The organism is Nocardioides turkmenicus (assembly GCF_011045035.1).
GTDB classification, from domain to species: Bacteria; Actinomycetota; Actinomycetes; order Propionibacteriales; family Nocardioidaceae; genus Nocardioides; species Nocardioides turkmenicus.
In genome coordinates, this window is record NZ_JAALAA010000006.1 from 24,616 (window position 1) to 46,403 (window position 21,788).

The following is a 21,788-nucleotide window of genomic DNA, read 5'->3' on the forward strand; positions in this document are numbered from 1 at the left end:
CCGACCACCTCGAATGGCCCGCCGCCCCGAGGGGTGGCGGGCCATCGGCGTCTAAAGCGTCGTAGAGTTCGGCGCATGAATCTGCGGAAGCTCGCTGCTGCCCTGACCGTTCCCTCCCTCGGGCTGGCGCTCGCCGCCTGTGGTGGCGGCGAGGAGGGTGGCACCTCCCCGTCGGGTGCGAAGCTGGTGAAGGCCGACACCCTGACCATCTGCACGCACCTGCCCTACAAGCCGTTCGAGTTCAACGAGGGCGGCGAGGTCGTCGGCTTCGACATCGACGTGCTCAAGATCGCGGCCGACGCCGAGAAGCTCGAGACCGAGGTCGTCAACATCGGATGGGAGACCATCGTCTCCGGCGAGGCGCTCAACTCCGGCAAGTGTGACGTCGCCGCCGGCGCGATGACGATCAACGAGGAGCGGGAGAAGGTCATGGACTTCACCGAGCCTTACTTCGAGGCGACCCAGGCGCTGCTGGTCAAGAAGGGCGCCGGCTACGCCTCGCTCGACGACCTGGCCGGCAAGACCATCGCCGTCCAGGAGGCGACCACCGGAGCCGACTACGTCAAGGAGAACGCTCCGAAGGACGCCAAGATCATCACGCTCGAGGACTCCGCGCTGATGATGCAGGCGGTCAAGTCCGGCAAGGCCGACGCCGGTGTCAACGACAACGGCCTGCTCTACGACTTCGTCAAGTCCAACACGGACATGGAGATCACCAGCGAGTTCCAGACCGGTGAGGCGTACGGCTTCACGGTCAAGAAGGGCGGCAACGACAAGCTGCTCGAGGTGCTCAACAAGGCGATCAACGACAAGGCCGCCTACGACAAGGTCTACACCAAGTGGTTCGGGGAGGCTGCCGCGCAGTGACCAGCGCGGCGGTAGTTCCCAAGAAGCGGATGTCGCCGCGCAAGCGCGCGGCGCTCGTCCGCTACGTCCAGTACGCCATCCTGGTGCTGCTGGTCGTCGTCCTTGCCCTGATCGCGGACTGGGGTGAGATCAGGCGTGCGTTTGTCGACACGGGCATCGCCTCGCAGCTGTTTCCCGATGTCATCCTGATCGCGCTCAAGAACACGATCATCTACACCGCCTGTGGCTTCGCCTTCGGCCTGGCGCTGGGACTGGTCTTGGCGCTGATGCGGCTCTCGAGCGTGGGTCCGTATCGATGGATCGCCACCGGCATCATCGAGCTCTTCCGTGGGCTGCCGGCGTTGGTCGTCTTCCTGGTGCTCGGCCTCGGCTTGCCGATCGCCTTCGGTGTGAACCTCGGCAACATCGTCACGGTGACGCTGGCCCTCGGTCTGGTCGGTGGCGCCTATATGGCCGAGACGATCCGCGCGGGCATCCAGGCAGTGCCCAAGGGGCAGTATGAAGCTGCCCGCACTCTGGGGATGACCCACACGCGCGCGATGGTCACGATCGTGATCCCGCAGGCGTTCCGCATCATCCTGCCGCCGCTGACCAACGAGCTGATCCTGCTCACCAAGGACTCCTCGCTGGTCTACATCCTCGGGATGTCGCTGGACGAGTACGAGCTGACCGCGTTCGGCCGGGAGAACATGAACGCCTTCGCCAACCTGACCCCGATGGTCACGATCGCGCTGTGCTACCTGCTGATCACGGTGCCGCTCTCGATCGTCGTACGCCGCATGGAAGCCAAGTCCGGGAAGGCCCGCTGATGAGTGTTGCCGCAACCGATCGCGCTGCGGCTGCGATCGACGTACAGAACCTGCACAAGTACTTCGGCGACAACGAGGTGCTCAAGGGCATCGACTTCCACGTCGCCCGCGGTGAGGTCGTGTGTGTCATCGGCCCGTCGGGCTCCGGCAAGTCGACGCTGCTGCGGTGCGTGAACCTCCTGGAGACGCCCACCAGCGGCACGATCCTGGTCGAGGGTGACGAGATCACCGACCCGGACGCCGACGTGGACGCGCTGCGCGCCCGGATCGGCATGGTCTTCCAGCAGTTCAACCTCTTCCAGCACATGACGGTCCTGCGCAACCTGACCGTCGCCCAGGAGAAGGTGCTCAAGCGAGGCCGGGCCGAGGCGACGAAGGTCGCCCGGGCCAACCTGGAGAAGGTCGGGCTCTCCGACAAGGCGGACGCCTACCCGGCGCATCTCTCCGGTGGTCAGCAGCAGCGCGTCGCCATCGCGCGGGCGCTGTCGATGAACCCCGACATGATGCTGTTCGACGAGCCGACCTCGGCGCTCGACCCCGAGCTCGTCGGGGACGTCCTGGCGGTCATGAAGGACCTCGCCTCCGAGGGCATGACGATGATGGTCGTCACCCACGAGATGGGCTTCGCCCGCGAGGTCGCCGACAAGGTCGTCTTCATGGACGGCGGCGTCATCGTCGAGGAGGGCCTCCCGGCCGACGTCCTCGGCAACCCGCAGCACGAGCGCACCCAGGCGTTCCTCTCCCGCGTGCTCTGAGGCTGGATGTTCACCGAGGCGATGTCCTGAGCCTGTCGAAGGGTAGCTCGGTGAACATCCAGCCCGCCACGGGTGCCGTCACCGCCGCGAGTGCGAGGCAGAGACCGGCGCCGGTGAGCCAGACCGTCGGCACCGCGTGCGACATCAGGCCGGTCGCGAGCAGCGGGCCGACCGTCTGCGCGATCCCCCAGCAGGTCCCGTACGCCGCCAGGTAGCCCGCCCGCGACGCGTCGGCCGCCAGCCCGGCCACGAGCGCGATCGGCGGGCCCAGGAGCAGGACCTCGCCGAGCGCCACGATCGCGGTGCCGACGGCGAGGAGCGGCAGGGGTGCTGCGTACGCGATCACGGCGAAGCCGACGGCCATCAGGAGCAGTCCGGCGCGGATGAGAGGGAACGGTCGGGCGGCGGCGCCGCGGAGCATCCGCTGGCCGGCGATCGTGACCAGGGCGGCGACGACGAGCAGCCAGCCGGTGGCCGCGGCGCCGTGGCCTCGTGCGGAGACCGTGAGCGGCAGCGCTATCGTGCTCAGGATCCACGCGGTCGCGAAGCCGGTGCCGAGCGCGAGCATCGTCAGGAGCCGGCGGTCGCGCCAGGGACTCCGGCCGCGCTGCCGCGGACCCGCGGCCCGAGCACCGGTGTCGCGCACGAGCGCGAGGACGAGCGCGGCAGCGCACAGGCAGGTGATCGCGTCGGCGACGAAGAGCAGGCGCAGGTCGACGCCGCCCACCAGGGCCGCGATCGCGCCTGCTGCCACGCCGGCGACTGCCATCGCGGCGCCGTAGAGTCCGTACGCCTGGGGCCGCAGGTCGACGTCGACCGACTCCGCGATCAGCGCCTGCGAGGCCGGCTCGTAGATCTCGTAGGCCAGGCCGAGCAGCGTCGCGCCGACCAGCGCACCGGCGACCCCCGGGGACGCGGCGATGACCAGCTGTGCCGCGGCGCAGGCGACGAGTCCTGCGACGATGGTCGGCCGACGGCCCACGGTGTCGGCCATCCAGCCGCCGAGCAGCCGCGACGGGATGGTGGCGGCTCCGAACGCCGTGACGACGGCTCCGGCCGTGGTGAGGGATGCGCCGTGCACCTCGACCAGGGCGACCGCCATGAAGGCCATCGCGAACGAACCCAGGCGGTTGACCGCTCGGGCGATGACCAGCGCGACGAGAGACCGCGGCCATCGCGCGCGCTGGTGACTGGTCAATGATTGAATGACAGTCATGAGCGAGACGGTAGATCCGACGATGGTGACTGGTCAAATACATTTCGACAGTCACGTGCACACCGTGACCGATCAGGCCTGCAAGCTCGTCAACGCCCTGACGCCAGGCCGCGACGGCGCCCGAGCGGTCGAACCTCCGCCGCCCGGCCGGCGTGCCGATCTCGTGCGCGACCTGTTGACCCGTCCCGACTACTCCCCGAGGGTCGACGCGACCGCGGCCGACGGGATGGTCGCCCTCGCCGAGTCGCTGCGCGTCGTGTTCGAGGCCGCTGCGAGAGGAGATCTCGACACCGCCGCCACCACGGTCAATGCGCTCCTGCGAGAGATGGGCTCGGTCCCGCAGCTCGACAGGGCCCGCGGCGGAGGGTGGGCTCTCCACTTCCACGGCCGTGAGCCGGGTCTCGTCGTCGGCTGGGGTGCAGGCATCGCCGCCGGGCTCGCGCTGGCGATCGGCTCCGACCTGGCCGGCCGGTTGGGCGTGTGCCAGGCCGACCCCTGTGACCGCGTGTTCGTGGACACCTCCAAGAACGCCGGCCGACGCTTCTGCTCTACCCGCTGCCAGAGCCGCGTGAAGGCTGCCGCGCACCGCGCCCGCCGGGCGACCTCCTAGAGTGTGCGGCATGCGAGCCGATCCCGGGGTGGACTGGTCCGCCGCGCTCGAGTGGGCCCGACGCACGCTGGGGGAGGTCGGTGACGTACGCCGTCTCTCCGGTGGATGGACCTCGACCATGCTGGCGGTCACGGCGACAGGCCGCGAGCCTGCGGTGCTCCGGCTGATGACCAACGAGCCGTGGCGTACGCACGGCGAGCCGCTCACCACCCGGGAGAGCGAGATCCAGCGGATGCTCGCGACCACCGCGGTGCCCGCGCCTCGGTCGCTCGCGCTCGACGCGACGGGCGAGCACTGCGGACATCCCGCGCACCTGATGACGCTGCTGCCGGGAGCGATCGCCCCGGACCGGAAGGACGACGCCTCGCTGGCCCGGCTCGCGGGCATGCTGGCGAGCATCCATGCCGTCCGCCCGACGATCGACGTACGCAGCTACCAGTCGTGGGCGTGGGAGGCGAAGTACGTCGTCCCGGAGTGGGCGAGCGATGCCCGCCTGTGGGAGGACGCGTTCGAGCTGCTGCGTGGTGAACCACCGGCGTACGAGCCCTGCTTCATCCATCGTGACTTCCAGCCGCGCAACGTGCTGTGGGACGGCGACGAGATCACGGGGGTCGTCGACTGGGTCGAGACCTCGATCGGGCCGGCCTGGCTGGACGTGGCCCACTGCTCGACGAACCTCGCCCTCACGCACGGCACCGAGATCGCTGACCGCTTCGCCGATGCGTACGTCACGACGACCGGCCGCCCGCGGCAGCCGTACTTCGACGTGATGGACGTCGTCGGCTTCCTGCCGCCACCGGGAAGGGCGTCGTTCATCACTGACCCGGCCGAGCTGACCCGGTTGGAGGAGAGGCTGGCCGCGGTCCTGACGAGATGCGGCTGAGGCGGGCCTCTGATGACAGTAGGGTCGGCGGCGTGCCCACGCCTGACGACTACTTCGTGACCCTCGGCGAGCTGCAGTCCGAGTTCGCCGCCGCGCTGAAGCAGGCCGACCCGGACCTGCCGGTGCCGTCCTGCGGCGACTGGTCGGTGGGGGACCTGGCCGACCATCTGGCCGGCGTGCACCACTGGGCCGCGGCGATGGCGCGCGACGAGGATGAGGTGCCGCTGCCGGTGCCGCTCGACCTGGTTGCGAACTACGAGGCACAGGCCGCCGAGCTGCGCGAGACGCTCTCGACGCTGGGCCCGGAGACGGCCGGCCGGATCCTCAACGGTCTGACCGACGACGGCCTCGGGCCGGCCTCGTTCTGGTTCCGACGCCAGGTGCACGAGACCCTGATCCACCTCTGGGACATCCGCTGGGCGCTCGGGCTCGGAGCGCCCGAGGCGACGCCGGAGCTCTGGGCGGACACCGTCGACGAGGTGCTGACCGTGATGTACCCGCGGCAGATCGCTCTCAAGCGCATCCGCAAGGTCGTCACCCGCATCGAGCTCACCGCCACCGATGTCGACCGGACCTGGGCGATCGGGGCCCCGAACGCGGTGCAGAAGGTGGCGGTCGCCGGCCCCGCTCGCGACCTGGCGCTGCTTCTCTGGCGGCGTACGCCGCCCACCGCTGCCGAGCTGACCGTCACCGGCGACGAGGCAGCCCTGGCTGAGGCACTGTCTCGGGCGATCGTTCCGTAGCTGCAGCTGCAAGGCGGGCTCGGTCGGCGTGGCCGGTCCAGTGACCGACCCAGACCGCCCCCGCGAGCGAGAAGAGCCCGAGCGCGAGGGGTGCGGCGGCGATCGAGAAGACCGCGGCCAGGCCGGAGACCAGGAGCGGGCCGCCGGTGCCACCGAGGTCGCCGCACAGCCGCCAGCCGCCGAGGAACTGGGCGCGCCCGTCAGCGGGTGCGGCATCGGCGCCGAGCGTCATCACGATGCCCGAGCCGAGGCCGTTGCCGATGGCGATCAGCGCCATCACCGCGCCCAGGCTGAGCGCATCGTGGGTGAGGGGGAGCAGCAGGCAGCCGAGACCGACGGCGAGCACGACCGGGATCGCCACGACCTGACGCCCACGATGGTCCAGCAGCCAGCCGCCGGGGAAGGTGAGGGCGATGTCGACCAGCGCCGCCCCGGCGAAGAGGAGCGAGACGACCGAGGCCTCGAGGTGGATGTGGTCGGCCCAGAGCGGGAGCAGACCGGTGCGTACCGACCGTGAGATCCCGATGATCACCACCGCGATGCCGAGCGTGGCGAAGGTCCGGCGATGGGTCCAGAGCACGCTGCGTACGCTCAGATGCCCCTGCTCGCGCGAGCGCGTCCGGCCGAGCTCGGGCATCCAGCCGCCGATCACCGCCGAGGTCAGCGACATCGCGGCCGCGAACAGGAAGACCACCGGGACACCGAAGAGGTGGATGAGGCCGGCGCCGAGGAGTGGCCCGACGAAGACGCCGAGCCGGAACGACCCGCCGAGCAGCGACATCGCCCGGGCCCGGTGGGAGAGCGGGGTCGCGTCGATGAGGAAGCCCTGCCGTGCGATCAGGAACGCCGTCCAGCTCATCCCGCTCACGAAGACGGCGACGGCGAGCACGGCGACCGAGCTGCTCAGGAACGCCACGGTCATCGCGACCGCGTCGAGCGCCCCGGCTGCCATCAACGTGCGCCGCTCGCCGATCCGCGCCACCAGCGACCCTGCGGGCAGCGAGGTGGCCAGCGACCCGATCCCGAGCAGGGCGACCACGAACGCCGCCATGGACGCGTCCGCACCCAGGTCGGAGGCCCGGAGCGCGAGCACAGGCATCACCGCCCCGTGCCCCATGGAGCTGACGATCGACGGTGCGTACGCCACCACCGCGATGTCTCGGAACCGGAACTCCTCGCTCGTCGTCTCGGTCGTCACCCCTTTACTCTGCCCTATTCGTTACCAAGGCTCACTATTTTTAGCGCCAGCCGAGACGTCAGCCCGGTCGGGCGACGCCTCGGCCGACGCGGCTGACGCTTCGGCGGGGATCACCAGCGGGAGTGCACGGCCTCGCGGAAGTGGGTGTCATAGATCCGGCGTACGCCGGAGAGCAGCGCGTCCGAGAGCGGCGGGAGGGAGCCGGCGGCGGAGTTGGCGTGGGCCTGGGCGGGGTTGCGGGCGCCGGGGATGACGGTGGTGACCCCGGGCTGCTGGGCCACCCAGGCGAGGGCGACCTGGGCCGGGGTCGCACCCTCGGGGCCGTGCTCGGCCACCAGCGAGGCGAACTCCTGAGCCGCCCGGACGCCGGTGGCGAAGTCGACGCCGGAGAAGGTCTCGCCGACGTCGAAGGCCTCGCCGTGGCGGTTGTAGGTGCGGTGGTCGTCGGCCGCGAAGGTCGTCGACTCGGTGTAGCGCCCCGACAGCAGCCCGGAGGCCAGCGGCACCCGCGCGATGATCCCGACCCCGGCCTCCGCGGCGGCGGGGAGCACCTCGTCCAGCGGCTTGAGCCGGAACGCGTTCAGGATGATCTGGACGGAGGCCACGTGGGGCCGCGCGATCGCAGCCAGCGCCTGGTCGCAGGTCTCGACGCTGACCCCGTACGCGGCGATCACACCCTCCGCGACCAGCGTGTCGAGCGCGTCGTAGGTCGCCGAGGACTCGATCGTCTCCGAGGGCGGGCAGTGCAGCTGCACCAGGTCGATCGTGTCGACCCCGAGGTTCGATCGGGACCGGTCCAGCCACTCACGGAAGGCGTCGAGCGTGTAGCTGGCAGGCACCTGCTCGGCTCGTCGCCCCATCTTCGTCGCGACGAAGATCCCGTCGTGAGACTTCAGGAACCGTCCGATCACCTGCTCGCTCCGGCCGTCGCCGTAGACGTCCGCGGTGTCGAGGAAGGTCACCCCATCGCCCACCGCCGCCTCGAGCACGGCCAGCGCGTCCGACTCGCTGACCTCGCCCCAGTCGGCACCGAGCTGCCAGGTGCCGAGACCGATGACCGACGCCGAGCGCCCGATCCTTCCGAAGGTGTGGCTCTCCATGATCGCAAAGGTACTGGCCGCCGATTTGGCGGCGCTCTGCGGCGCACGCATAATTGTTGTTCGAAACCAGAGACCGCCGGTTGTCAGGTGCGCATGCACCCGATCGAAGGTACCGCTGAGATGCGGACGGCCAGCGTAGGTGATGAGCAAGACGAGATCGTACGTCACGCCCTGAGCCTGCGCTCGGGGCGTTTGTCATTCGCGGGCCCTCGCCGGTGGGATCGATTCCCGGAAGAAGGAGACCCATGGCGCGGGCTGACAAGCAGGCCGCCGTTGCCGAGATCGCTGACGAGTTCAGCGCCTCGAGCGGCGTCGTGCTGACCGAGTACCGTGGTCTCACCGTTGGCGAGCTGAAGACTCTTCGTCGCTCGCTCGGTGAGAGCGCAAACTACGCCGTGGTCAAGAACACGCTGGCCAAGATCGCTGCCTCCCAGAGCGGCATCGAAGGCTTCGATGACCTGCTGACCGGCCCGACCGCGATCGCCTTCATCAAGGGTGACGTCGTCGAGGCGGCCAAGGGTCTGCGTGACTTTGCCAAGGCCAACCCCAACCTTGTCATCAAGGGCGGGTACCTCGACGGCAAGGCCATCGACGCTGCTGAGGTCGGCAAGCTTGCCGACCTCGAGTCGCGCGAGGTCCTGCTCGCCAAGCTTGCGGGCGCGTTCACCGCGACGATGTCCCAGGCTCTGTACGCCTTCAACGCTCTGCCCTCGAAGACCGCGCAGCTCGCTGCCGCTCTCGAGGCCAAGGCCGCGGAGGACCCCTCGATCCTCGCAGGTGGTGCCGCTGAGCCGGCTGCCGCCGAGGAGGCTCCGGCCGAGGCGTGAGCCCCGGTCGTAACTAACACCACCTGTAACCCGGCCCCGGCGCGGATCCGATAACCAACCGTCCTGGGCCACCACGAAAGGAATGCCATCATGGCGAAGCTCTCCACCGACGAGCTGCTCGACGCTTTCAAGGAGCTCACCCTCATCGAGCTCTCCGAGTTCGTTAAGGCCTTCGAGGACACCTTCGGTGTCACCGCTGCCGCTCCGGTTGCCGTTGCCGCTGCTGCCGGCGCCCCGGGCGCCCCGGCCGGCGAGGCCGCTGCCGAGAAGGACGAGTTCGACGTCATCCTCGAGTCCGCTGGCGACAAGAAGATCAACGTCATCAAGGAGGTGCGCGGCCTCACCTCCCTCGGTCTGAAGGAGGCCAAGGAGCTGGTCGAGGGTGCGCCCAAGGCCGTCCTCGAGGGCGCCAACAAGGAGACCGCTGACAAGGCGAAGGAGGCCCTCGAGGCCGCCGGCGCCACGGTCACCGTCAAGTGATCTGAGGGCTTCGGCCCTTCGCAGCCGGGCCTGGCGGTTTCCGCCGGGCCCGGCTTGCTACATCGCGGAAACAGTTCCGCCACAGATCGGTCAAGCTGCAGCGCAGCGTTCCGATCGTTCCAACCGCGGGAGGCTACTCGGGAGTAGCCTCCCGCGTTCTGTTTCGTTATCTTGAACACACGCCGAGCGCGAAGGTCGTGATCCGACCGCTGATGTGTTCGCCGAGAGGACCCGTCTCGGGTGGCGATCACCGTCGCCGTTCGCAGCCGCTATGGTTTACAAAAGTGTGACGCGTGTCGCAGGAAGTGCGTAACCCCCGTCACACTCTGCCGTTAGTCGGGCAGTGGGGGACTTGAGGGAGACCTCCGCGAACAGGAAGGGAGCCGGCCCGGATGGGTGTAGACGTAAAGATCGAAGGGCTGACCAAGAGCTTTGGTAAGCAGCTCATCTGGAAGGACGTCACGCTGACGCTGCCCGCGGGCGAGATCAGCGTGATGCTCGGGCCGTCCGGCACCGGTAAGTCGGTGCTTCTCAAGACCCTGATCGGTCTGATCAAGCCGGACCAGGGGTCGGTGATCATCGAGGGCGTCGACATCGCCAGCTGCTCGGAGAAGGACCTCTACGAGGTCCGCAAGCTGTTCGGTGTCCTCTTCCAGGACGGCGCCATGTTCGGCTCCATGGACCTCTTCGACAACGTTGCGTTCCCGCTCCGTGAGCACACCAAGAAGAGCGAGTCCGAGATCCGCAACATCGTCATGGAGAAGATGGACCTGGTCGGTCTCATCGGCGCCGAGAACAAGCTTCCCGGTGAGATCTCCGGCGGTATGCGCAAGCGTGCCGGCCTGGCGCGTGCCCTCGTCCTCGACCCCGAGATCCTGCTGATCGACGAGCCCGACTCCGGCCTCGACCCGGTGCGTACGGCATTCATCAACCAGCTCTTCATCGACCTGAACGCGCAGATCGACGCGACCTTCCTCATCGTCACCCACGACATCAACTCGACGCGTACGGTGCCGGACAACATCGGCCTGCTCTACCACAAGCACCTGGCGATGTACGGTCCCCGCGAGATGCTGCTCAGCTCCGAGGAGCCGGTGGTCCGCCAGTTCCTCAACGCCCAGACGATCGGCCCGATCGGCATGTCCGAGGAGAAGGACGCCGACGAGCTGGCCGCCGAGAAGGACATGGGCCTGCCGCCGCTCCCGCCGATCCCGCTGCAGCTCGAGCCGTCCAACGGCATCCCTCGCCGCTACCAGCGTCCGCCGGGCGCCTGGTGCAGGGAGAACGGTGTCACCCCGCCGCCGGGCTCGTTCCGACCTGATGCCGCCATGGCTCCCGGCGGCGTGAAAGCAGACCCAGCAGAGGCTCCGTACTGATGTCTTCCCTGACCGCTGCCAGGGTCCTGAAACCGATCGGGACCGCTGGCACCTTGTTCGCATTCGGGCTGGATGTGGGGAGAGCCCTGTTCCGGCGCCCCTTCCAGTTCCGCGAGTTCATCCAGCAGGCGTGGTTCATCGCGTCGGTGACGATCATCCCGACCGCTCTGGTCGCGATCCCGTTCGGTGCCGTCATCGCGCTGCAGGTCGGTGGCCTCGTCGCGCAGTTCGGCGCGCAGTCGTTCGTCGGGTCGGCCGCGGTCCTCGCAGTCGTCCAGCAGGCCGCCCCGATCGCGACCGCGCTGCTGGTCGCCGGTGCCGGCGGCTCGGCGATCGCCGCCGACCTCGGTGCCCGGAAGATCCGTGAAGAGCTCGACGCGATGATGGTCCTGGGCATCGACCCGATCCAGCGGCTGGTGGTCCCGCGCGTACTCGCCGCGATGATGATCGCGGTCTTCCTCAACGGCCTGGTCTCGATCGTCGGCGTCATGGGTGGGTACGTCTTCAACGTCATCATCCAGGGCGGCACCCCGGGCGCCTACCTGGCGAGCTTCACCGCGCTGGCCCAGATGGCCGACCTGTGGCAGGGCCTGGCCAAGGCGCTCGTGTTCGGTCTGATCGCCGCGATCGTGGCGTCCTACAAGGGGATGAACGCCGGCGGCGGTCCGAAGGGCGTCGGTGACGCCGTGAACGAGTCGGTCGTGATCACGTTCCTGCTGCTGTTCATCGTGAACTTCGTGATGTCCGCGATCTTCCTGCAGATCATCCCGAGCAAGACCGGTTAGGAGGCGAGACGAATGGCGAACATGAAGGCGATCTACGAGAAGCCGGCCAAGAGCCTCGACCACCTCGGTGACGAGCTCGGCTTCTACCTGCGCGCGGTGTCGTGGTTCCCGCGCACGCTCAGGCGCTACAAGAAGGAGATCCTCCGGATCCTCGCCGAGGTCACTCTCGGCTCCGGGGCGCTGGCCGTCATCGGCGGCACCGTCGGCGTCATCCTGGCGATGACGTTCTTCACCGGAGCCCAGGTCGGTCTCTCGGGCTACACCGCCCTCGACCAGCTCGGCACGAGTGCGTTCTCCGGGTTCGTGTCGGCCTACTTCAACACCCGCGAGATCGCTCCGCTGGTCGCGGGCATCGCGCTCGCGGCGACGGTCGGCTGCGGTTTCACGGCCCAGCTCGGCGCGATGCGGATCTCCGAGGAGGTCGACGCGCTCGAGGTGATGGCGGTGCCCTCGCTGCCCTTCCTGGTCACCACCCGGATGATCGGCGGCCTGATCGCGATCATCCCGCTCTACGTGGTCGGTCTGCTCTCCTCCTACGTCGCCACCCGGTTCACGGTGATCTTCTTCTACGGCCAGAGCGCCGGCACCTACGACCACTACTTCAACACCTTCCTGCCACCCGTCGACGTGCTGTGGTCCTTCGGCAAGGTGCTGATCTTCGCGGTCGTGGTGATCCTGATCCACTGCTACCACGGCTACAACGCCTCCGGCGGCCCGGCCGGCGTCGGCGTCGCGGTCGGCAAGGCCGTACGCACGAGCATCGTGGCGGTCAACGTGCTCGACCTGATGCTCTCGATGGCGATCTGGGGCAGCACGACGACAGTGAGGTTGGCGGGATGACGCAGACACTCAGCCGTCAAGGCATCGAGCACCACGTGCCCGCTCCTCACAAGAGGAGCGCGGTGGCCCTCGCCTGGGCGCGGCAGAAGGGCAAGATCCTCGGGATCGCCTTCATCGCCCTGGTGCTCACCGCCCTGGTTCTGACCTGGGCGCAGTTCACCAACAGGTTCGGCAACTTCGAGGAGATCACCCTCAAGGCCGACCGCATCGGGCTGCAGCTTCCCCAGCGCGCCGACGTCAAGGTCCGTGGCCTGATCGTCGGCGAGGTCCTCGAGATGAAGCCGACCGACGACGGTGCCGAGCTGACCCTGGGGCTGTTCCCCGAGGAGATCAGCAAGGTGCACCCCGACGTGACCGGCGCGATCCTGCCCAAGACGCTCTTCGGGCAGAAGTACGTCTCGCTGGTCCCGCCCGACACCGACTTCGACGAGCCGATCCAGCCGGGCGCCGTGATCGAGAAGACGGAGATGGCCACCGAGGTCCAGGCCGTGCTGCGCGACCTCTACCCGCTGCTGCGGACGATCCAGCCTGCCGACCTCAACATGACGCTCAACGCGATGGCCACCGCGCTCGAGGGCCGCGGCGAGAAGCTCGGCGAGTCGCTCGACACCCTCGACTCCTACCTGAAGCGGCTCAACCCCGAGATCCCGGCGCTGATCGAGGATCTCGAGCTCGCGACGCAGGTCTCCGGCACCTACCAGGCCGTGCTGCCCGAGCTGGGGCAGATCCTGCGCAACACCATCGTCACCGCGACGACGCTCGAGGATCGCGAGGTCCAGCTCAACAAGATGCTGACCGACGTGACCGCGTTCTCCAACACCGCCGACGGATTCCTCGACGACAACGGCGACACGCTGATCCAGCTCGGTGAGGTCGGTCGGCCGGTCACCCAGGCGCTCGCCCGCTACGCCCCGATGTTCCCGTGCCTGATCGGAGGCATGGACATCCTGACCGACGAGTTCACCGAGGTGTTCCGCAACTACACGGTCCACATCACCCTGGAGACCATCCCGCACCAGTCACGTCCCTGGTCGACCAAGGACAAGCCGCGCTACGGCGCGGACATCGGCGCCGAGTGCGGCCAGCTCCCGAACGCCCCGTGGAACCAGAAGAACCCCTTCACCCAGGTTCCCAACGTCGACGACGGCGTCGATGAGCCCACCGGAAAGGGCACCATGCGTGCAGCCACCGGGACCACCGAGTTCTCGGCCCTGTCCTACGTCGGTACGTCGGCCGAGGCCGATGTCATCAACGAGCTGTTCGCTCCTGGTCTGGGCATGACCTCCGACGAGGTCCCCGACCTCGGCGCACTGATGCTCGGTCCGGCGGCGCGTGGAGCGGAGGTGAGCTACCAGTGAGCGCGGTCAAGCTCTTCGATGCCAAGACCTTCCAGGACTTCTGGAAGCTGCTCGTCTTCATCGTCGTCACGACAGTGGCCACCGCCCTGCTCGCGATCACGATCGGCAACGTCACCTTCGGCCGGACCGACGAATACAAGGCGGTCTTCACCGACGTCACCGGCGTGACCAAGGGCGACGACGTACGCATCTCGGGGGTCAAGGTCGGGTCGGTGAAGGAGATCGAGATCTCCGACGACGCCCGCAGCGCGGTGGTCACCTTCACGGTCGACAGCGAGCAGCAGCTCGCGACCACGACCGAGGCGACGATCAAATACCGCAACCTGATCGGTCAGCGCTACCTCGCGCTGACCAACCAGCTGGTCGGCGACGCCTCGGCGCTGCAGGAGGGCCAGACGATCCCGGTCGGACAGACCCACCCGGCGCTCGACCTGACCGTGCTCTTCAACGGGTTCAAGCCGCTGTTCCAGGCGTTGTCGCCCAACGACGTGAACACGCTGTCCTACGAGATCGTCCAGGTCTTCCAGGGCGAGGGCGGCACGCTGGAGAGCCTGCTCTCCCACACCGCGTCGCTGACCTCGACGCTGGCGGAGAAGGACCAGATCATCAACGCCCTGATCGACAACCTGACCGAGGTGCTCGAGCACGTGGGCGACCGCGAGAAGGAGCTGTCGAGCCTGATCGTGACCTTCCGTGACTTCGTCGGCGGTCTCAACAAGGACCGCGAGGCGATCCTCGGCTCCCTCGACCAGATCTCGGCGCTCTCGGTGGAGACCGCCGGTCTGGTGCACGACGCGAAGGACCCGCTCCTGGAGGACCTGCGCGAGGCCCGGAGGTTCTCCGACGAGGTCGCCAAGGACAAGAGGCAGCTCGACGACGCCCTCGAGCTCCAGCCGATCAAGCTGGACAAGATCGGCGCGACGGCCACCTACGGCGGTTGGTTCAACTTCTACCTGTGCGGTCTGCGGGGAACGATCCGCGATCCCGAGGGGAAGGACCTCGACATCCCGATCTACCAGCCCGGCCAAGCGAGGTGCAATCTCGGATGATTCCGTTCCGCGAACGTAACCCCGTCAAGATCGGTGCCGTCTCGATCGCCGTCCTCGCCCTGTTGATGGTGATGGCGTTCAAGGCCGACAGCCTGCCGCTGATCGGTGGCGGCACCCTCTACTACGCCAACTTCTCCGAGGCCGGTGGCCTGAAGGCCGGCGACGAGGTCCGGGTGGCCGGTGTCCGGGTGGGCAAGGTCGACTCGATCGAGCTCGACGGCAACAAGGTCAAGGTCGGCTTCAAGATCCGTGAGAAGGTCAGCTTCGGCGAGAACTCCGGTGCCAGCGTACGCGTGAAGACGCTGCTCGGCGACATGTTCCTCGAGCTCCAGCCGGCCGGTGAGGGTCAGATGAAGGCGGGAGCCACCATCCCGGTGGACCGTACGGAGTCGCCCTACGACGTCGTCCAGGCGTTCGAGGGCCTGGCCGACACCTCCGCCAACATCGACAAGGACCAGCTCGCTGCCGCGCTCACCACGCTCGCCGACCTGACCCGGTCGACCCCGGAGGAGTTCCAGGCCGCCCTCACCGGCGTCTCGGACCTCTCCCGCAACCTGGCCGCCAAGGACGAGCGCATCGAGTCGCTGCTCACCCAGCTCGACCGGGTGACCAAGGTGCTCGACGAGCGCGACGAAGATCTGATCACGCTGATGAACGACGCCAACCAGCTCTTCATGGCTCTGGTGGAGCGACGCGACGCGGTCCACAACCTGCTGCTGTCCACCCAGCAGCTCTCCAAGGAGCTCTCCCAGCTGGTCGACGACAGCCGCGCAGATCTCAAGCCCGCGCTCGAGAGCCTCGACGTGATCCTCGACGTCTTCACGAAGAACGAGGAGAACCTCGAGAAGTCGTTGCGCCTGATGGCCCCGTTCTACCGGGTCTTCAACAACACGCTGGGCAACGGCCCGTGGTGGGACACCTACGTCCAGAACATGCCTCCCGTCCCGGCAGTCACTGGGAGGACCCCATGAACAAGTTCGTGATCCCGATCATCATCGGTGCTCTCGTCCTCGGCGTCGGCGCCTGGGCGCTGGTCCGCGACACCGGCGAGAAGACGCTGGTGGCGCACTTCCCGCGCACGGTCTCCCTCTACGAGGGCAGTGACCTGCGGGTGCTCGGCGTCGCCGTCGGCAAGGTGACCTCGGTCGAGCCGAACGGCACCGACGTCAAGGTCACCATGGAGTACGAGGAGGACGTCGACCTGCCGGCCGACGGGAAGGCAGTGATCATCTCGCCCTCCATCGTCGGTGACCGCTACGTCCAGGTGACGCCTGCCTACGACGGCGGCGAGAAGATGGCCGACGGTGCGGTGCTGAGCACCGACAAGACCTCGGTCCCGGTCGAGCTCGACCAGATCTACTCCAGCGTCGACGACCTGGTCGTCGCGCTCGGCCCGGACGGCGCCAACAAGAACGGCGCCCTCACCGACCTGCTGCAGCAGACCGCGAAGAACCTCGGTGGCCAGGGCGAGAAGATCAACTCGACCGTCGGCGACCTCGGCAAGCTGACCGAGACGCTCGACAACCGTGACGAGCAGTTCTTCGACTCGGCCGAACAACTCGAGGGCTTCATCGGCACGCTCGCGGAGAACGACCAGACCGTACGCGACTTCGCCCAGGCGCTCGCAGAGGTCTCCTCCATGCTCGAGGGCGAGCGCGAAGAGCTCGCCACCTCGTTGAGGAACCTGTCGGTGGCGCTGACCAAGGTGACCCAGTTCGTCAGGGAGAACAAGTCGATCCTGCGTGAAGACATCCAGGGTCTCAACCGGGTCAGCAAGGTGCTCGTGAAGCAGCGCAAGGCGCTCGACGAGAGCCTGCGGACCGCGCCGCTGGCCCTGACCAACCTGGGGCATGCCTACAACCCGGAGACCGGGACGCTCGACACCCAGGCCAACATGTCGATGGTCATCGACGAGATCACCCAGAACCCCGCCGCGTTCCTGTGCAGCCTCGTCGACCAGGCGACCAACGGCAGCAGCGCCGAGATCTGCAGCCAGATCCGGCAGATGCCGGGCCTGAACCGCTCCGCGGCGATCGGACCCGGCACGGGTTCGTCCTACGGGGTGCCCTATGACATGTCGCTCGGCGGTCTGGTGGAGGTGACCGAATGATGACGACCATGAAGCGTGCTCTCCAGGCGTTCGTCGGCGTGATCGTCGGCGCCCTGGTGCTGACCGGCTGTGGCAGCTTCTCCGTCTACGACCTCCCGCTCCCGGGTGGCGTGGACGCCGGAGACGATGCGATCTCGGTGACGGCGCAGTTCCAGGACACCCTCGACCTGGTGCCGCAGTCGACCGTCAAGCTCGAGGACATCGACGTCGGCAAGATCGAGAAGATCTGGCTCGATGACGGTGTCGCCACGGTCGAGATGCTGCTGAAGAAGGACGTGGACCTGCCCGCCAACGTGCGCGCCTCGATCCAGCAGACGTCGCTGCTCGGCGAGAAGTTCATCTCGCTGGAGCGGCCGGCGGAGCCCGAGGCGACGAAGCTGGCCGACGGTTCCGTGATCCCGCTGTCCCAGACCGGTCGCAACCCGGAGGTCGAAGAGGTCTTCAGTGCGCTGAGCCTGCTGCTCAACGGCGGCGGCGTCGCGCAGCTGAAGACGATCTCGACCGAGCTCAACAGGGCTCTCGCCGGTCGCGAGGACTCGGCCCGCTCCGTTCTCCACCAGGTGGAGAAGCTGGCGCGCGATCTCGACAACAACAAGGAGAAGATCGTCGCGGCCATCGAGGCGCTCGACGCTCTGGCCAAGGCCACCAACGCGCAGATGGGCTCCATCGACGCGGCGCTCGACGAGCTGCCCTCGGCGCTCTCGAGCATCGACAAGCAGCGCGCCGACCTGGTGAAGATGCTCCAGGCGCTGGAGCGGCTCGGGGAGACCGGCGTACGCGTGATCAGGGCGTCCAAGGACAACACCATCGCCATCATCAAGGACCTCGAGCCGGTCCTGTCGAACCTGGCCGACTCCGGGGACGACTTCGTCCGGGCGATGAACACGATCCTTACGTACCCGTTCGTCGACGCTGCGGTCGGTGGTTCGCCCCAGACCGCCCGCAACCTGCACCAGGGTGACTTCGTCAACCTCGACGTCACGCTCGACCTCAACCTCGACACCCTGCTCGACAACGCGCCGGATGTCCCCGCCACCGTGTGCTGGGCGAAGGACGAGGTCATCCGGCACCTCCAGGGCCGAGAGGGTCAGGAGCTCCTCGACGCGCTGAACGGGGCGCTGGACAAGGTCTGTGACGGCGCCTTCGCGAAGTCGCTGTCGGCGTGCCAGGAGGTGCTGACCGGAGCCCTCTCGGGCAAGGGCACCACCGCCGAGGTACGCCGGGCCTGCAACGCGCTGCCGTCCGGTCTGATCAGCACGCTGACCGACCTCCTCGGGCTCGACCTCGATCTGACCCCGAGCACGAGCGGTGGGACGTCCGGTGGGGACGGTTCGGGCTGCGTACTGCTGCTCTTCTGCCGAGCCGGGGCGACACCGGGCACGCACGCGGTGACCTACGACGAGCTGAGCAAGGAGCTCGATCCGGGCCTGACCTCGCTGATGATCCCGGCGCTGAGCACCCCCAGCAACACCAACATGGAGGGCGTCTCATGATCACCCGCCGTACGAAGATGCAGCTCATGGTCTTCCTGCTGATCACCCTTCTCGGGGTCAGCTTCGTCGGTGCGCGCTACGCCCGCCTGGGGTCCCTGTTCGTCAAGGACCACTACGTCGTGATGGCCCACTTCGCGCAGTCCGGCGGCATCTACGAGGATGCGGAGATCGACTACCGCGGCGTCAAGATCGGCCAGGTCGGTGACCTGGTGCTCAACCGCAGCGGTGTCGACGTCACGCTGAAGATCGACAACGAGTGGAAGGACAAGATCCCGGCCGACAGCCTCGCCGTGGTCGGCAACCGCTCCGCCGTCGGTGAGCAGTACGTCGAGCTGCAGCCGCAGTCGAAGGGCGGCCCCTACCTCGAGGACGGCTCGGAGATCGCCCGCGCGGCGACGATGACCCCGCTGCCGACCGAGAAGCTGCTCGAGGACATCACCACGACGGTCAACTCCGTCGACAAGCAGGCGCTGACCACCACGGTCGACGAGCTGGGCAAGGGTTTCGCCGGCACCGGGCGCGATCTGCAGACCATCATCGACACGGGCACCGCCTTCGTCGAGACCGCCGACCAGAACTTCGGGCTCACCACGCAGCTGATCCGGGACAGCAACACCGTCCTCCAGGGACAGCTGGACAGCTCCTCGGCGATCAAGTCGTTCGCGACCGACCTGGAGCTGTTCACCGGCACGCTGGCCGGTTCCAACAAGGACCTGATCAAGCTGATCGAGAGTGGTTCCGCAGGCGCCACGGAACTGCGCCTGTTCCTGGAGCAGAACCAGGTGGAGATCGGCGAGCTTCTCAACCAGGTCCTGGTGACCGGCAAGGTCGTCCGGAAGAACCTGCCGGGCGTCAAGCACATCCTCTCGATCTTCCCGATCGTCGTGGAAGGCAGCTTCGCCGTCGTCGACGTCGGCCACCCGGGTCTGGCCCAGGCGCACTTCGGGATGGCCATCACCACGCAGCCGCCGTGCAAGCAGGGCTACGAGAGCACCAAGAAGCGTAGCCCGCTGGACCTGCAGAGCCGTCCGTTCAACACCCAGGTCACCTGCACCGAGGACCCGTCCCACTCCAACGCCCGTGGTTCCAGCCAGGTCCCGCGCGCCGCGGTCGGTGCGCCCAGCTCCGTGGCGACCTTCGACCCGGAGACGGGCACGCTGACCTGGGACGACGCGGAGGACACCTCGGTGTCGACCGCGGCCCCGTCCTCCTACGGCGACGACGCCTGGAAGTGGCTCTACCTCCAGCCGATGGAGACCGAGTAGTCCGGACGCGTTCGACCAACACGCAGCCGACCGGGGTCGGGGCCCCGGGAGTGCTGCCGCATCGACCGACTCGCCTGCGGCGTACGGTGAGGATGCTTGGAAATGGCTCGTCGAGCCACTGACCACAGAGAGTGATCCTTTTGAGCACCACGACCGACCCCGGCCCCGATGCGGAGACCGGCTCACAGACCGACCAGGAAGCGCCGAGGCAGGGCGCTCTGCTCCGCTGGGGCATCCTGGCCCTGCTGGTCGCCGTCATCATCGCCGCCGTCGGCTACGTCGGCTGGCAGCTGACCCGCGGCGCCGACGAGTCCGTGGTGAGCCAGCGCGAGCAGGTGATGGCCGCGGCCGACAAGTTCGTCGCGCGGGTCAACACCTACGGTCCCGAGGACATCGGCAGCGACAAGAAGACGATGCCCGACTACCGCAAGGAGGTCGGCGCGCTGCTGACGCCGAAGTTCGAGAAGAGCTTCCTCGGCAACGTAGCGTTCGCCGAGGCGACCGTCGTCCAGCAGGGCGTGGGTCGCACCACCGACGTGCACGGCACGGCGGTCGCCGGTCTCGACGAGGACAGCGCGACCGTGCTGGTCGTCGCCGAGCTCGCGATCAGCTACCCGAAGTCCGAGGGGTCCGAGGAGCGCGTGGAGTCGGCGCGCCAGCTCGCGCGGACGGAGGTGGAGCTCGTGAAGCAGAACGGGAAGTGGCTGGTCGACGACTGGTACCCCGCCGAAGAGACTCCTACTTCGGAAAGCAGTGAAGGGGTGACACCATGAGGTCCACGATGACTTCTCCGACCTGGTACGACCTGCTCGACGTCGAGCCCGATGCCGCCACCGACGACATCCGGGCGGCGTGGAAGTCCGCGATCGCCGACCTCGACCCGACCGACCGCCGCTTCCGCACCCTCAACGAGGCCGCCGCCGTCCTGCTGGACGCCGACAAGCGGGCCGCGTACGACGCCGAGCTCGCCGCGCTCGAGGAGGCCGCCGCCACGGACGAGGACGCCGAGGCCGAGGCTCAGGCTGAGGACGACGCCGTGGAGACCGCGCCCGTCGAGGACGACGCCGCTGACGACGCACCCGACGCCGACGAGGAGGAGCCGGTCGCCGAGGCGGAGGAGTCCGCCGGACGTACGCTCCCGGCGCTGCCCACGTGGGCCCTGGTCGCCGCCGGCGTGCTCGCAGTGGCCGCGGTCGTCGCCGCAGGTGTGGTCTTCTTCGGGCAGGAGAAGGTGGAGACCGTCTCCAACAACAACGTCACGACCAGCACGGTCCAGGGTGCGGTGGGCAAGCAGATCACCCGCAACCACAAGCTGCTCGTCGAGGAGCAGGGCGCCGAGGCGCTCGAGGCGGCCAAGAAGGCCGTGATCCCGCTGCTGTCCTACGACTACAGCAAGATGGACGAGTCGAAGAGCAAGGCTCACGACGTGATGACGAAGGACTACCGCGAGGACTACGACCGGCTCTTCGCGGTCCTCGTCGACAACGTCCCCGAGACGAAGACCGTGGTGAAGACGCTCGCCCCGGTCGACGCCGGCGTCATCCGGGTCTCCGAGGACACCGTGCAGATCCTGGTGCTGGTCGACCGCCAGGTCACCAACGCCCAGCGGAGCACCCCGATCGGCTACCAGGAGTACGCCATGCTCACGATGGCCAAGGTCGGCGACGAGTGGCTGGTGGACAAGGTCGAGACGCAGCCCAGCAAGGACTAGTGGCCGCCATCCGCGCCTTTGCGCTACCTGTCAAGTGATTGGAATAACCTTTCCGGCGAGCGGACCGATTGGCGCGGATGCTTGACCCGGGGTGCCGAAGGGGCGCATGATCATCCGCGATGCACGACAAGGCAACGATCGACCAGGCTGACGTTCGGGTGCCGCAGGTGTGAATGAAGAGACGCCGGACTTTAAAATGAGGCCCGGTGTTGTGAAGTGCGCTTTTGTGCCCTACTATGGCGCTTTGCGCATGCCTTCATATGCCCCTCAGCCTGCCCGGTGGCTGTTCGGTGGTCGGCAGCGCGAATCCACC

At 67.9% G+C, this 21,788-nt stretch carries 22 protein-coding genes; 19 read left to right on the top strand and 3 right to left on the bottom strand.

Features of this window, described 5'->3' with window-relative positions:
• Nucleotides 1-75: 75 nt before the first annotated feature.
• Genes G5C66_RS08400 through G5C66_RS08410 form a run of 3 tightly spaced genes read left to right on the top strand, consistent with a single transcriptional unit; the run spans nucleotide 76 to nucleotide 2,431 of the window.
• The gene (locus G5C66_RS08400; RefSeq protein ID WP_165110513.1) at nucleotides 76-867 is read left to right on the top strand and encodes a transporter substrate-binding domain-containing protein; all 792 of its coding nucleotides are present in this window, start codon (nucleotides 76-78) and stop codon (nucleotides 865-867) included.
• Nucleotides 864-1,676 carry an amino acid ABC transporter permease gene (locus G5C66_RS08405; protein WP_338144113.1) on the top strand — a complete coding sequence of 271 codons (813 nt, stop codon included), beginning with the start codon at nucleotides 864-866 and terminating at the stop codon, nucleotides 1,674-1,676. The genes G5C66_RS08400 and G5C66_RS08405 overlap by 4 nt, the downstream gene beginning before the upstream one ends.
• Entirely contained in the window at nucleotides 1,676-2,431 is a 756-nt protein-coding gene (locus tag G5C66_RS08410) for an amino acid ABC transporter ATP-binding protein (RefSeq protein WP_165110514.1), read from the top strand. Before G5C66_RS08405 ends, G5C66_RS08410 begins: the two co-directional genes overlap by 1 nt.
• Nucleotides 2,432-2,441: 10 nt before the next feature.
• Here the strand turns inward: G5C66_RS08410 and G5C66_RS08415 are convergent, their stop codons facing one another.
• Complete coding sequence (locus G5C66_RS08415) at nucleotides 2,442-3,647, bottom strand: MFS transporter (RefSeq protein ID WP_165110515.1); 1,206 nt, start codon at nucleotides 3,645-3,647, stop codon at nucleotides 2,442-2,444.
• Nucleotides 3,648-3,711: 64 nt separating this feature from the next.
• On the opposite strand from G5C66_RS08415, the gene G5C66_RS08420 reads away from it, so the two are divergent.
• Genes G5C66_RS08420 through G5C66_RS08430 form a run of 3 tightly spaced genes read left to right on the top strand, consistent with a single transcriptional unit; the run spans nucleotide 3,712 to nucleotide 5,883 of the window.
• Complete coding sequence (locus G5C66_RS08420; protein ID WP_338144114.1) at nucleotides 3,712-4,257, top strand: CGNR zinc finger domain-containing protein; 546 nt, start codon at nucleotides 3,712-3,714, stop codon at nucleotides 4,255-4,257.
• 10 nt (nucleotides 4,258-4,267) lie between these two features.
• Nucleotides 4,268-5,140, top strand: coding sequence for a phosphotransferase family protein (locus tag G5C66_RS08425; RefSeq protein ID WP_165110517.1), 873 nt, complete (start codon nucleotides 4,268-4,270; stop codon nucleotides 5,138-5,140).
• A gap of 32 nt (nucleotides 5,141-5,172) precedes the next feature.
• Complete coding sequence (locus tag G5C66_RS08430) at nucleotides 5,173-5,883, top strand: maleylpyruvate isomerase family mycothiol-dependent enzyme (protein WP_165110518.1); 711 nt, start codon at nucleotides 5,173-5,175, stop codon at nucleotides 5,881-5,883.
• Here the strand turns inward: G5C66_RS08430 and G5C66_RS08435 are convergent.
• A complete protein-coding gene (locus G5C66_RS08435) occupies nucleotides 5,828-7,081 on the bottom strand; it encodes an MFS transporter (RefSeq protein WP_165110519.1) in 1,254 nt (417 codons plus the stop codon). The genes G5C66_RS08430 and G5C66_RS08435 overlap by 56 nt on opposite strands.
• A 110-nt stretch (nucleotides 7,082-7,191) precedes the next feature.
• The gene (locus G5C66_RS08440; RefSeq protein ID WP_165110520.1) at nucleotides 7,192-8,181 is read right to left on the bottom strand and encodes an aldo/keto reductase; all 990 of its coding nucleotides are present in this window, start codon (nucleotides 8,179-8,181) and stop codon (nucleotides 7,192-7,194) included.
• Between the two features lie 245 nt (nucleotides 8,182-8,426).
• Between G5C66_RS08440 and rplJ the strand changes: the two genes are divergently transcribed.
• The 13 genes from rplJ (at nucleotide 8,427) to G5C66_RS08505 (ending at nucleotide 21,475) form a co-directional block, all read left to right on the top strand.
• Nucleotides 8,427-9,008, top strand: a complete 582-nt coding sequence (rplJ, locus tag G5C66_RS08445; protein ID WP_165110521.1) for a 50S ribosomal protein L10 — start codon at nucleotides 8,427-8,429, stop codon at nucleotides 9,006-9,008.
• A 90-nt stretch (nucleotides 9,009-9,098) separates the two neighbouring features.
• Nucleotides 9,099-9,488 carry a 50S ribosomal protein L7/L12 gene (rplL, locus tag G5C66_RS08450; protein WP_045547017.1) on the top strand — a complete coding sequence of 130 codons (390 nt, stop codon included), beginning with the start codon at nucleotides 9,099-9,101 and terminating at the stop codon, nucleotides 9,486-9,488.
• A gap of 392 nt (nucleotides 9,489-9,880) precedes the next feature.
• Entirely contained in the window at nucleotides 9,881-10,864 is a 984-nt protein-coding gene (locus G5C66_RS08455) for an ABC transporter ATP-binding protein (RefSeq protein ID WP_165110522.1), read from the top strand.
• Nucleotides 10,864-11,649, top strand: coding sequence for an MlaE family ABC transporter permease (locus G5C66_RS08460; protein WP_165110523.1), 786 nt, complete (start codon nucleotides 10,864-10,866; stop codon nucleotides 11,647-11,649). The genes G5C66_RS08455 and G5C66_RS08460 overlap by 1 nt, the downstream gene beginning before the upstream one ends.
• A 12-nt stretch (nucleotides 11,650-11,661) precedes the next feature.
• Nucleotides 11,662-12,489, top strand: a complete 828-nt coding sequence (locus G5C66_RS08465) for an MlaE family ABC transporter permease (RefSeq protein ID WP_165110524.1) — start codon at nucleotides 11,662-11,664, stop codon at nucleotides 12,487-12,489.
• Nucleotides 12,486-13,847 carry an MCE family protein gene (locus tag G5C66_RS08470; RefSeq protein WP_206443863.1) on the top strand — a complete coding sequence of 454 codons (1,362 nt, stop codon included), beginning with the start codon at nucleotides 12,486-12,488 and terminating at the stop codon, nucleotides 13,845-13,847. The genes G5C66_RS08465 and G5C66_RS08470 overlap by 4 nt, the downstream gene beginning before the upstream one ends.
• Complete coding sequence (locus G5C66_RS08475; protein ID WP_165110525.1) at nucleotides 13,844-14,896, top strand: MCE family protein; 1,053 nt, start codon at nucleotides 13,844-13,846, stop codon at nucleotides 14,894-14,896. Before G5C66_RS08470 ends, G5C66_RS08475 begins: the two co-directional genes overlap by 4 nt.
• A complete protein-coding gene (locus tag G5C66_RS08480; RefSeq protein ID WP_165110526.1) occupies nucleotides 14,893-15,867 on the top strand; it encodes an MCE family protein in 975 nt (324 codons plus the stop codon). The genes G5C66_RS08475 and G5C66_RS08480 overlap by 4 nt, the downstream gene beginning before the upstream one ends.
• Nucleotides 15,864-17,006 (top strand): MCE family protein, encoded by a 1,143-nt coding sequence (locus G5C66_RS08485; RefSeq protein ID WP_165110527.1) that lies wholly within the window; start codon nucleotides 15,864-15,866, stop codon nucleotides 17,004-17,006. Before G5C66_RS08480 ends, G5C66_RS08485 begins: the two co-directional genes overlap by 4 nt.
• A complete protein-coding gene (locus tag G5C66_RS08490) occupies nucleotides 17,006-18,499 on the top strand; it encodes an MCE family protein (RefSeq protein WP_165110528.1) in 1,494 nt (497 codons plus the stop codon). Before G5C66_RS08485 ends, G5C66_RS08490 begins: the two co-directional genes overlap by 1 nt.
• Nucleotides 18,496-19,764, top strand: a complete 1,269-nt coding sequence (locus tag G5C66_RS08495; protein WP_165110529.1) for an MCE family protein — start codon at nucleotides 18,496-18,498, stop codon at nucleotides 19,762-19,764. The genes G5C66_RS08490 and G5C66_RS08495 overlap by 4 nt, the downstream gene beginning before the upstream one ends.
• Before the next feature lie 140 nt (nucleotides 19,765-19,904).
• Nucleotides 19,905-20,537, top strand: coding sequence for a hypothetical protein (locus G5C66_RS08500; protein ID WP_165110530.1), 633 nt, complete (start codon nucleotides 19,905-19,907; stop codon nucleotides 20,535-20,537).
• A gap of 8 nt (nucleotides 20,538-20,545) precedes the next feature.
• Nucleotides 20,546-21,475, top strand: a complete 930-nt coding sequence (locus tag G5C66_RS08505; RefSeq protein ID WP_165110531.1) for a J domain-containing protein — start codon at nucleotides 20,546-20,548, stop codon at nucleotides 21,473-21,475.
• The last annotated feature ends 313 nt before the right edge of the window (nucleotides 21,476-21,788 follow it).

Excerpts from the sequence above, each read along its gene's own strand:
- G5C66_RS08495 (WP_165110529.1), top strand. The coding sequence starts at position 18,496 with ATGATCACCCGCCGTACGAAGATGCAGCTCATGGTCTTCCTGCTGATC.
- G5C66_RS08440 (WP_165110520.1), bottom strand. The coding sequence starts at position 8,181 with ATGGAGAGCCACACCTTCGGAAGGATCGGGCGCTCGGCGTCGGTCATC.
- G5C66_RS08465 (WP_165110524.1), top strand. The coding sequence starts at position 11,662 with ATGGCGAACATGAAGGCGATCTACGAGAAGCCGGCCAAGAGCCTCGAC.
- G5C66_RS08455 (WP_165110522.1), top strand. The coding sequence starts at position 9,881 with ATGGGTGTAGACGTAAAGATCGAAGGGCTGACCAAGAGCTTTGGTAAG.
- rplJ (WP_165110521.1), top strand. The coding sequence starts at position 8,427 with ATGGCGCGGGCTGACAAGCAGGCCGCCGTTGCCGAGATCGCTGACGAG.
- G5C66_RS08400 (WP_165110513.1), top strand. The coding sequence starts at position 76 with ATGAATCTGCGGAAGCTCGCTGCTGCCCTGACCGTTCCCTCCCTCGGG.
- rplL (WP_045547017.1), top strand. The coding sequence starts at position 9,099 with ATGGCGAAGCTCTCCACCGACGAGCTGCTCGACGCTTTCAAGGAGCTC.
- G5C66_RS08460 (WP_165110523.1), top strand. The coding sequence starts at position 10,864 with ATGTCTTCCCTGACCGCTGCCAGGGTCCTGAAACCGATCGGGACCGCT.
- G5C66_RS08490 (WP_165110528.1), top strand. The coding sequence starts at position 17,006 with ATGACGACCATGAAGCGTGCTCTCCAGGCGTTCGTCGGCGTGATCGTC.
- G5C66_RS08425 (WP_165110517.1), top strand. The coding sequence starts at position 4,268 with ATGCGAGCCGATCCCGGGGTGGACTGGTCCGCCGCGCTCGAGTGGGCC.
- G5C66_RS08485 (WP_165110527.1), top strand. The coding sequence starts at position 15,864 with ATGAACAAGTTCGTGATCCCGATCATCATCGGTGCTCTCGTCCTCGGC.
- G5C66_RS08415 (WP_165110515.1), bottom strand. The coding sequence starts at position 3,647 with ATGACTGTCATTCAATCATTGACCAGTCACCAGCGCGCGCGATGGCCG.
- G5C66_RS08470 (WP_206443863.1), top strand. The coding sequence starts at position 12,486 with ATGACGCAGACACTCAGCCGTCAAGGCATCGAGCACCACGTGCCCGCT.
- G5C66_RS08410 (WP_165110514.1), top strand. The coding sequence starts at position 1,676 with ATGAGTGTTGCCGCAACCGATCGCGCTGCGGCTGCGATCGACGTACAG.
- G5C66_RS08505 (WP_165110531.1), top strand. The coding sequence starts at position 20,546 with ATGACTTCTCCGACCTGGTACGACCTGCTCGACGTCGAGCCCGATGCC.
- G5C66_RS08480 (WP_165110526.1), top strand. The coding sequence starts at position 14,893 with ATGATTCCGTTCCGCGAACGTAACCCCGTCAAGATCGGTGCCGTCTCG.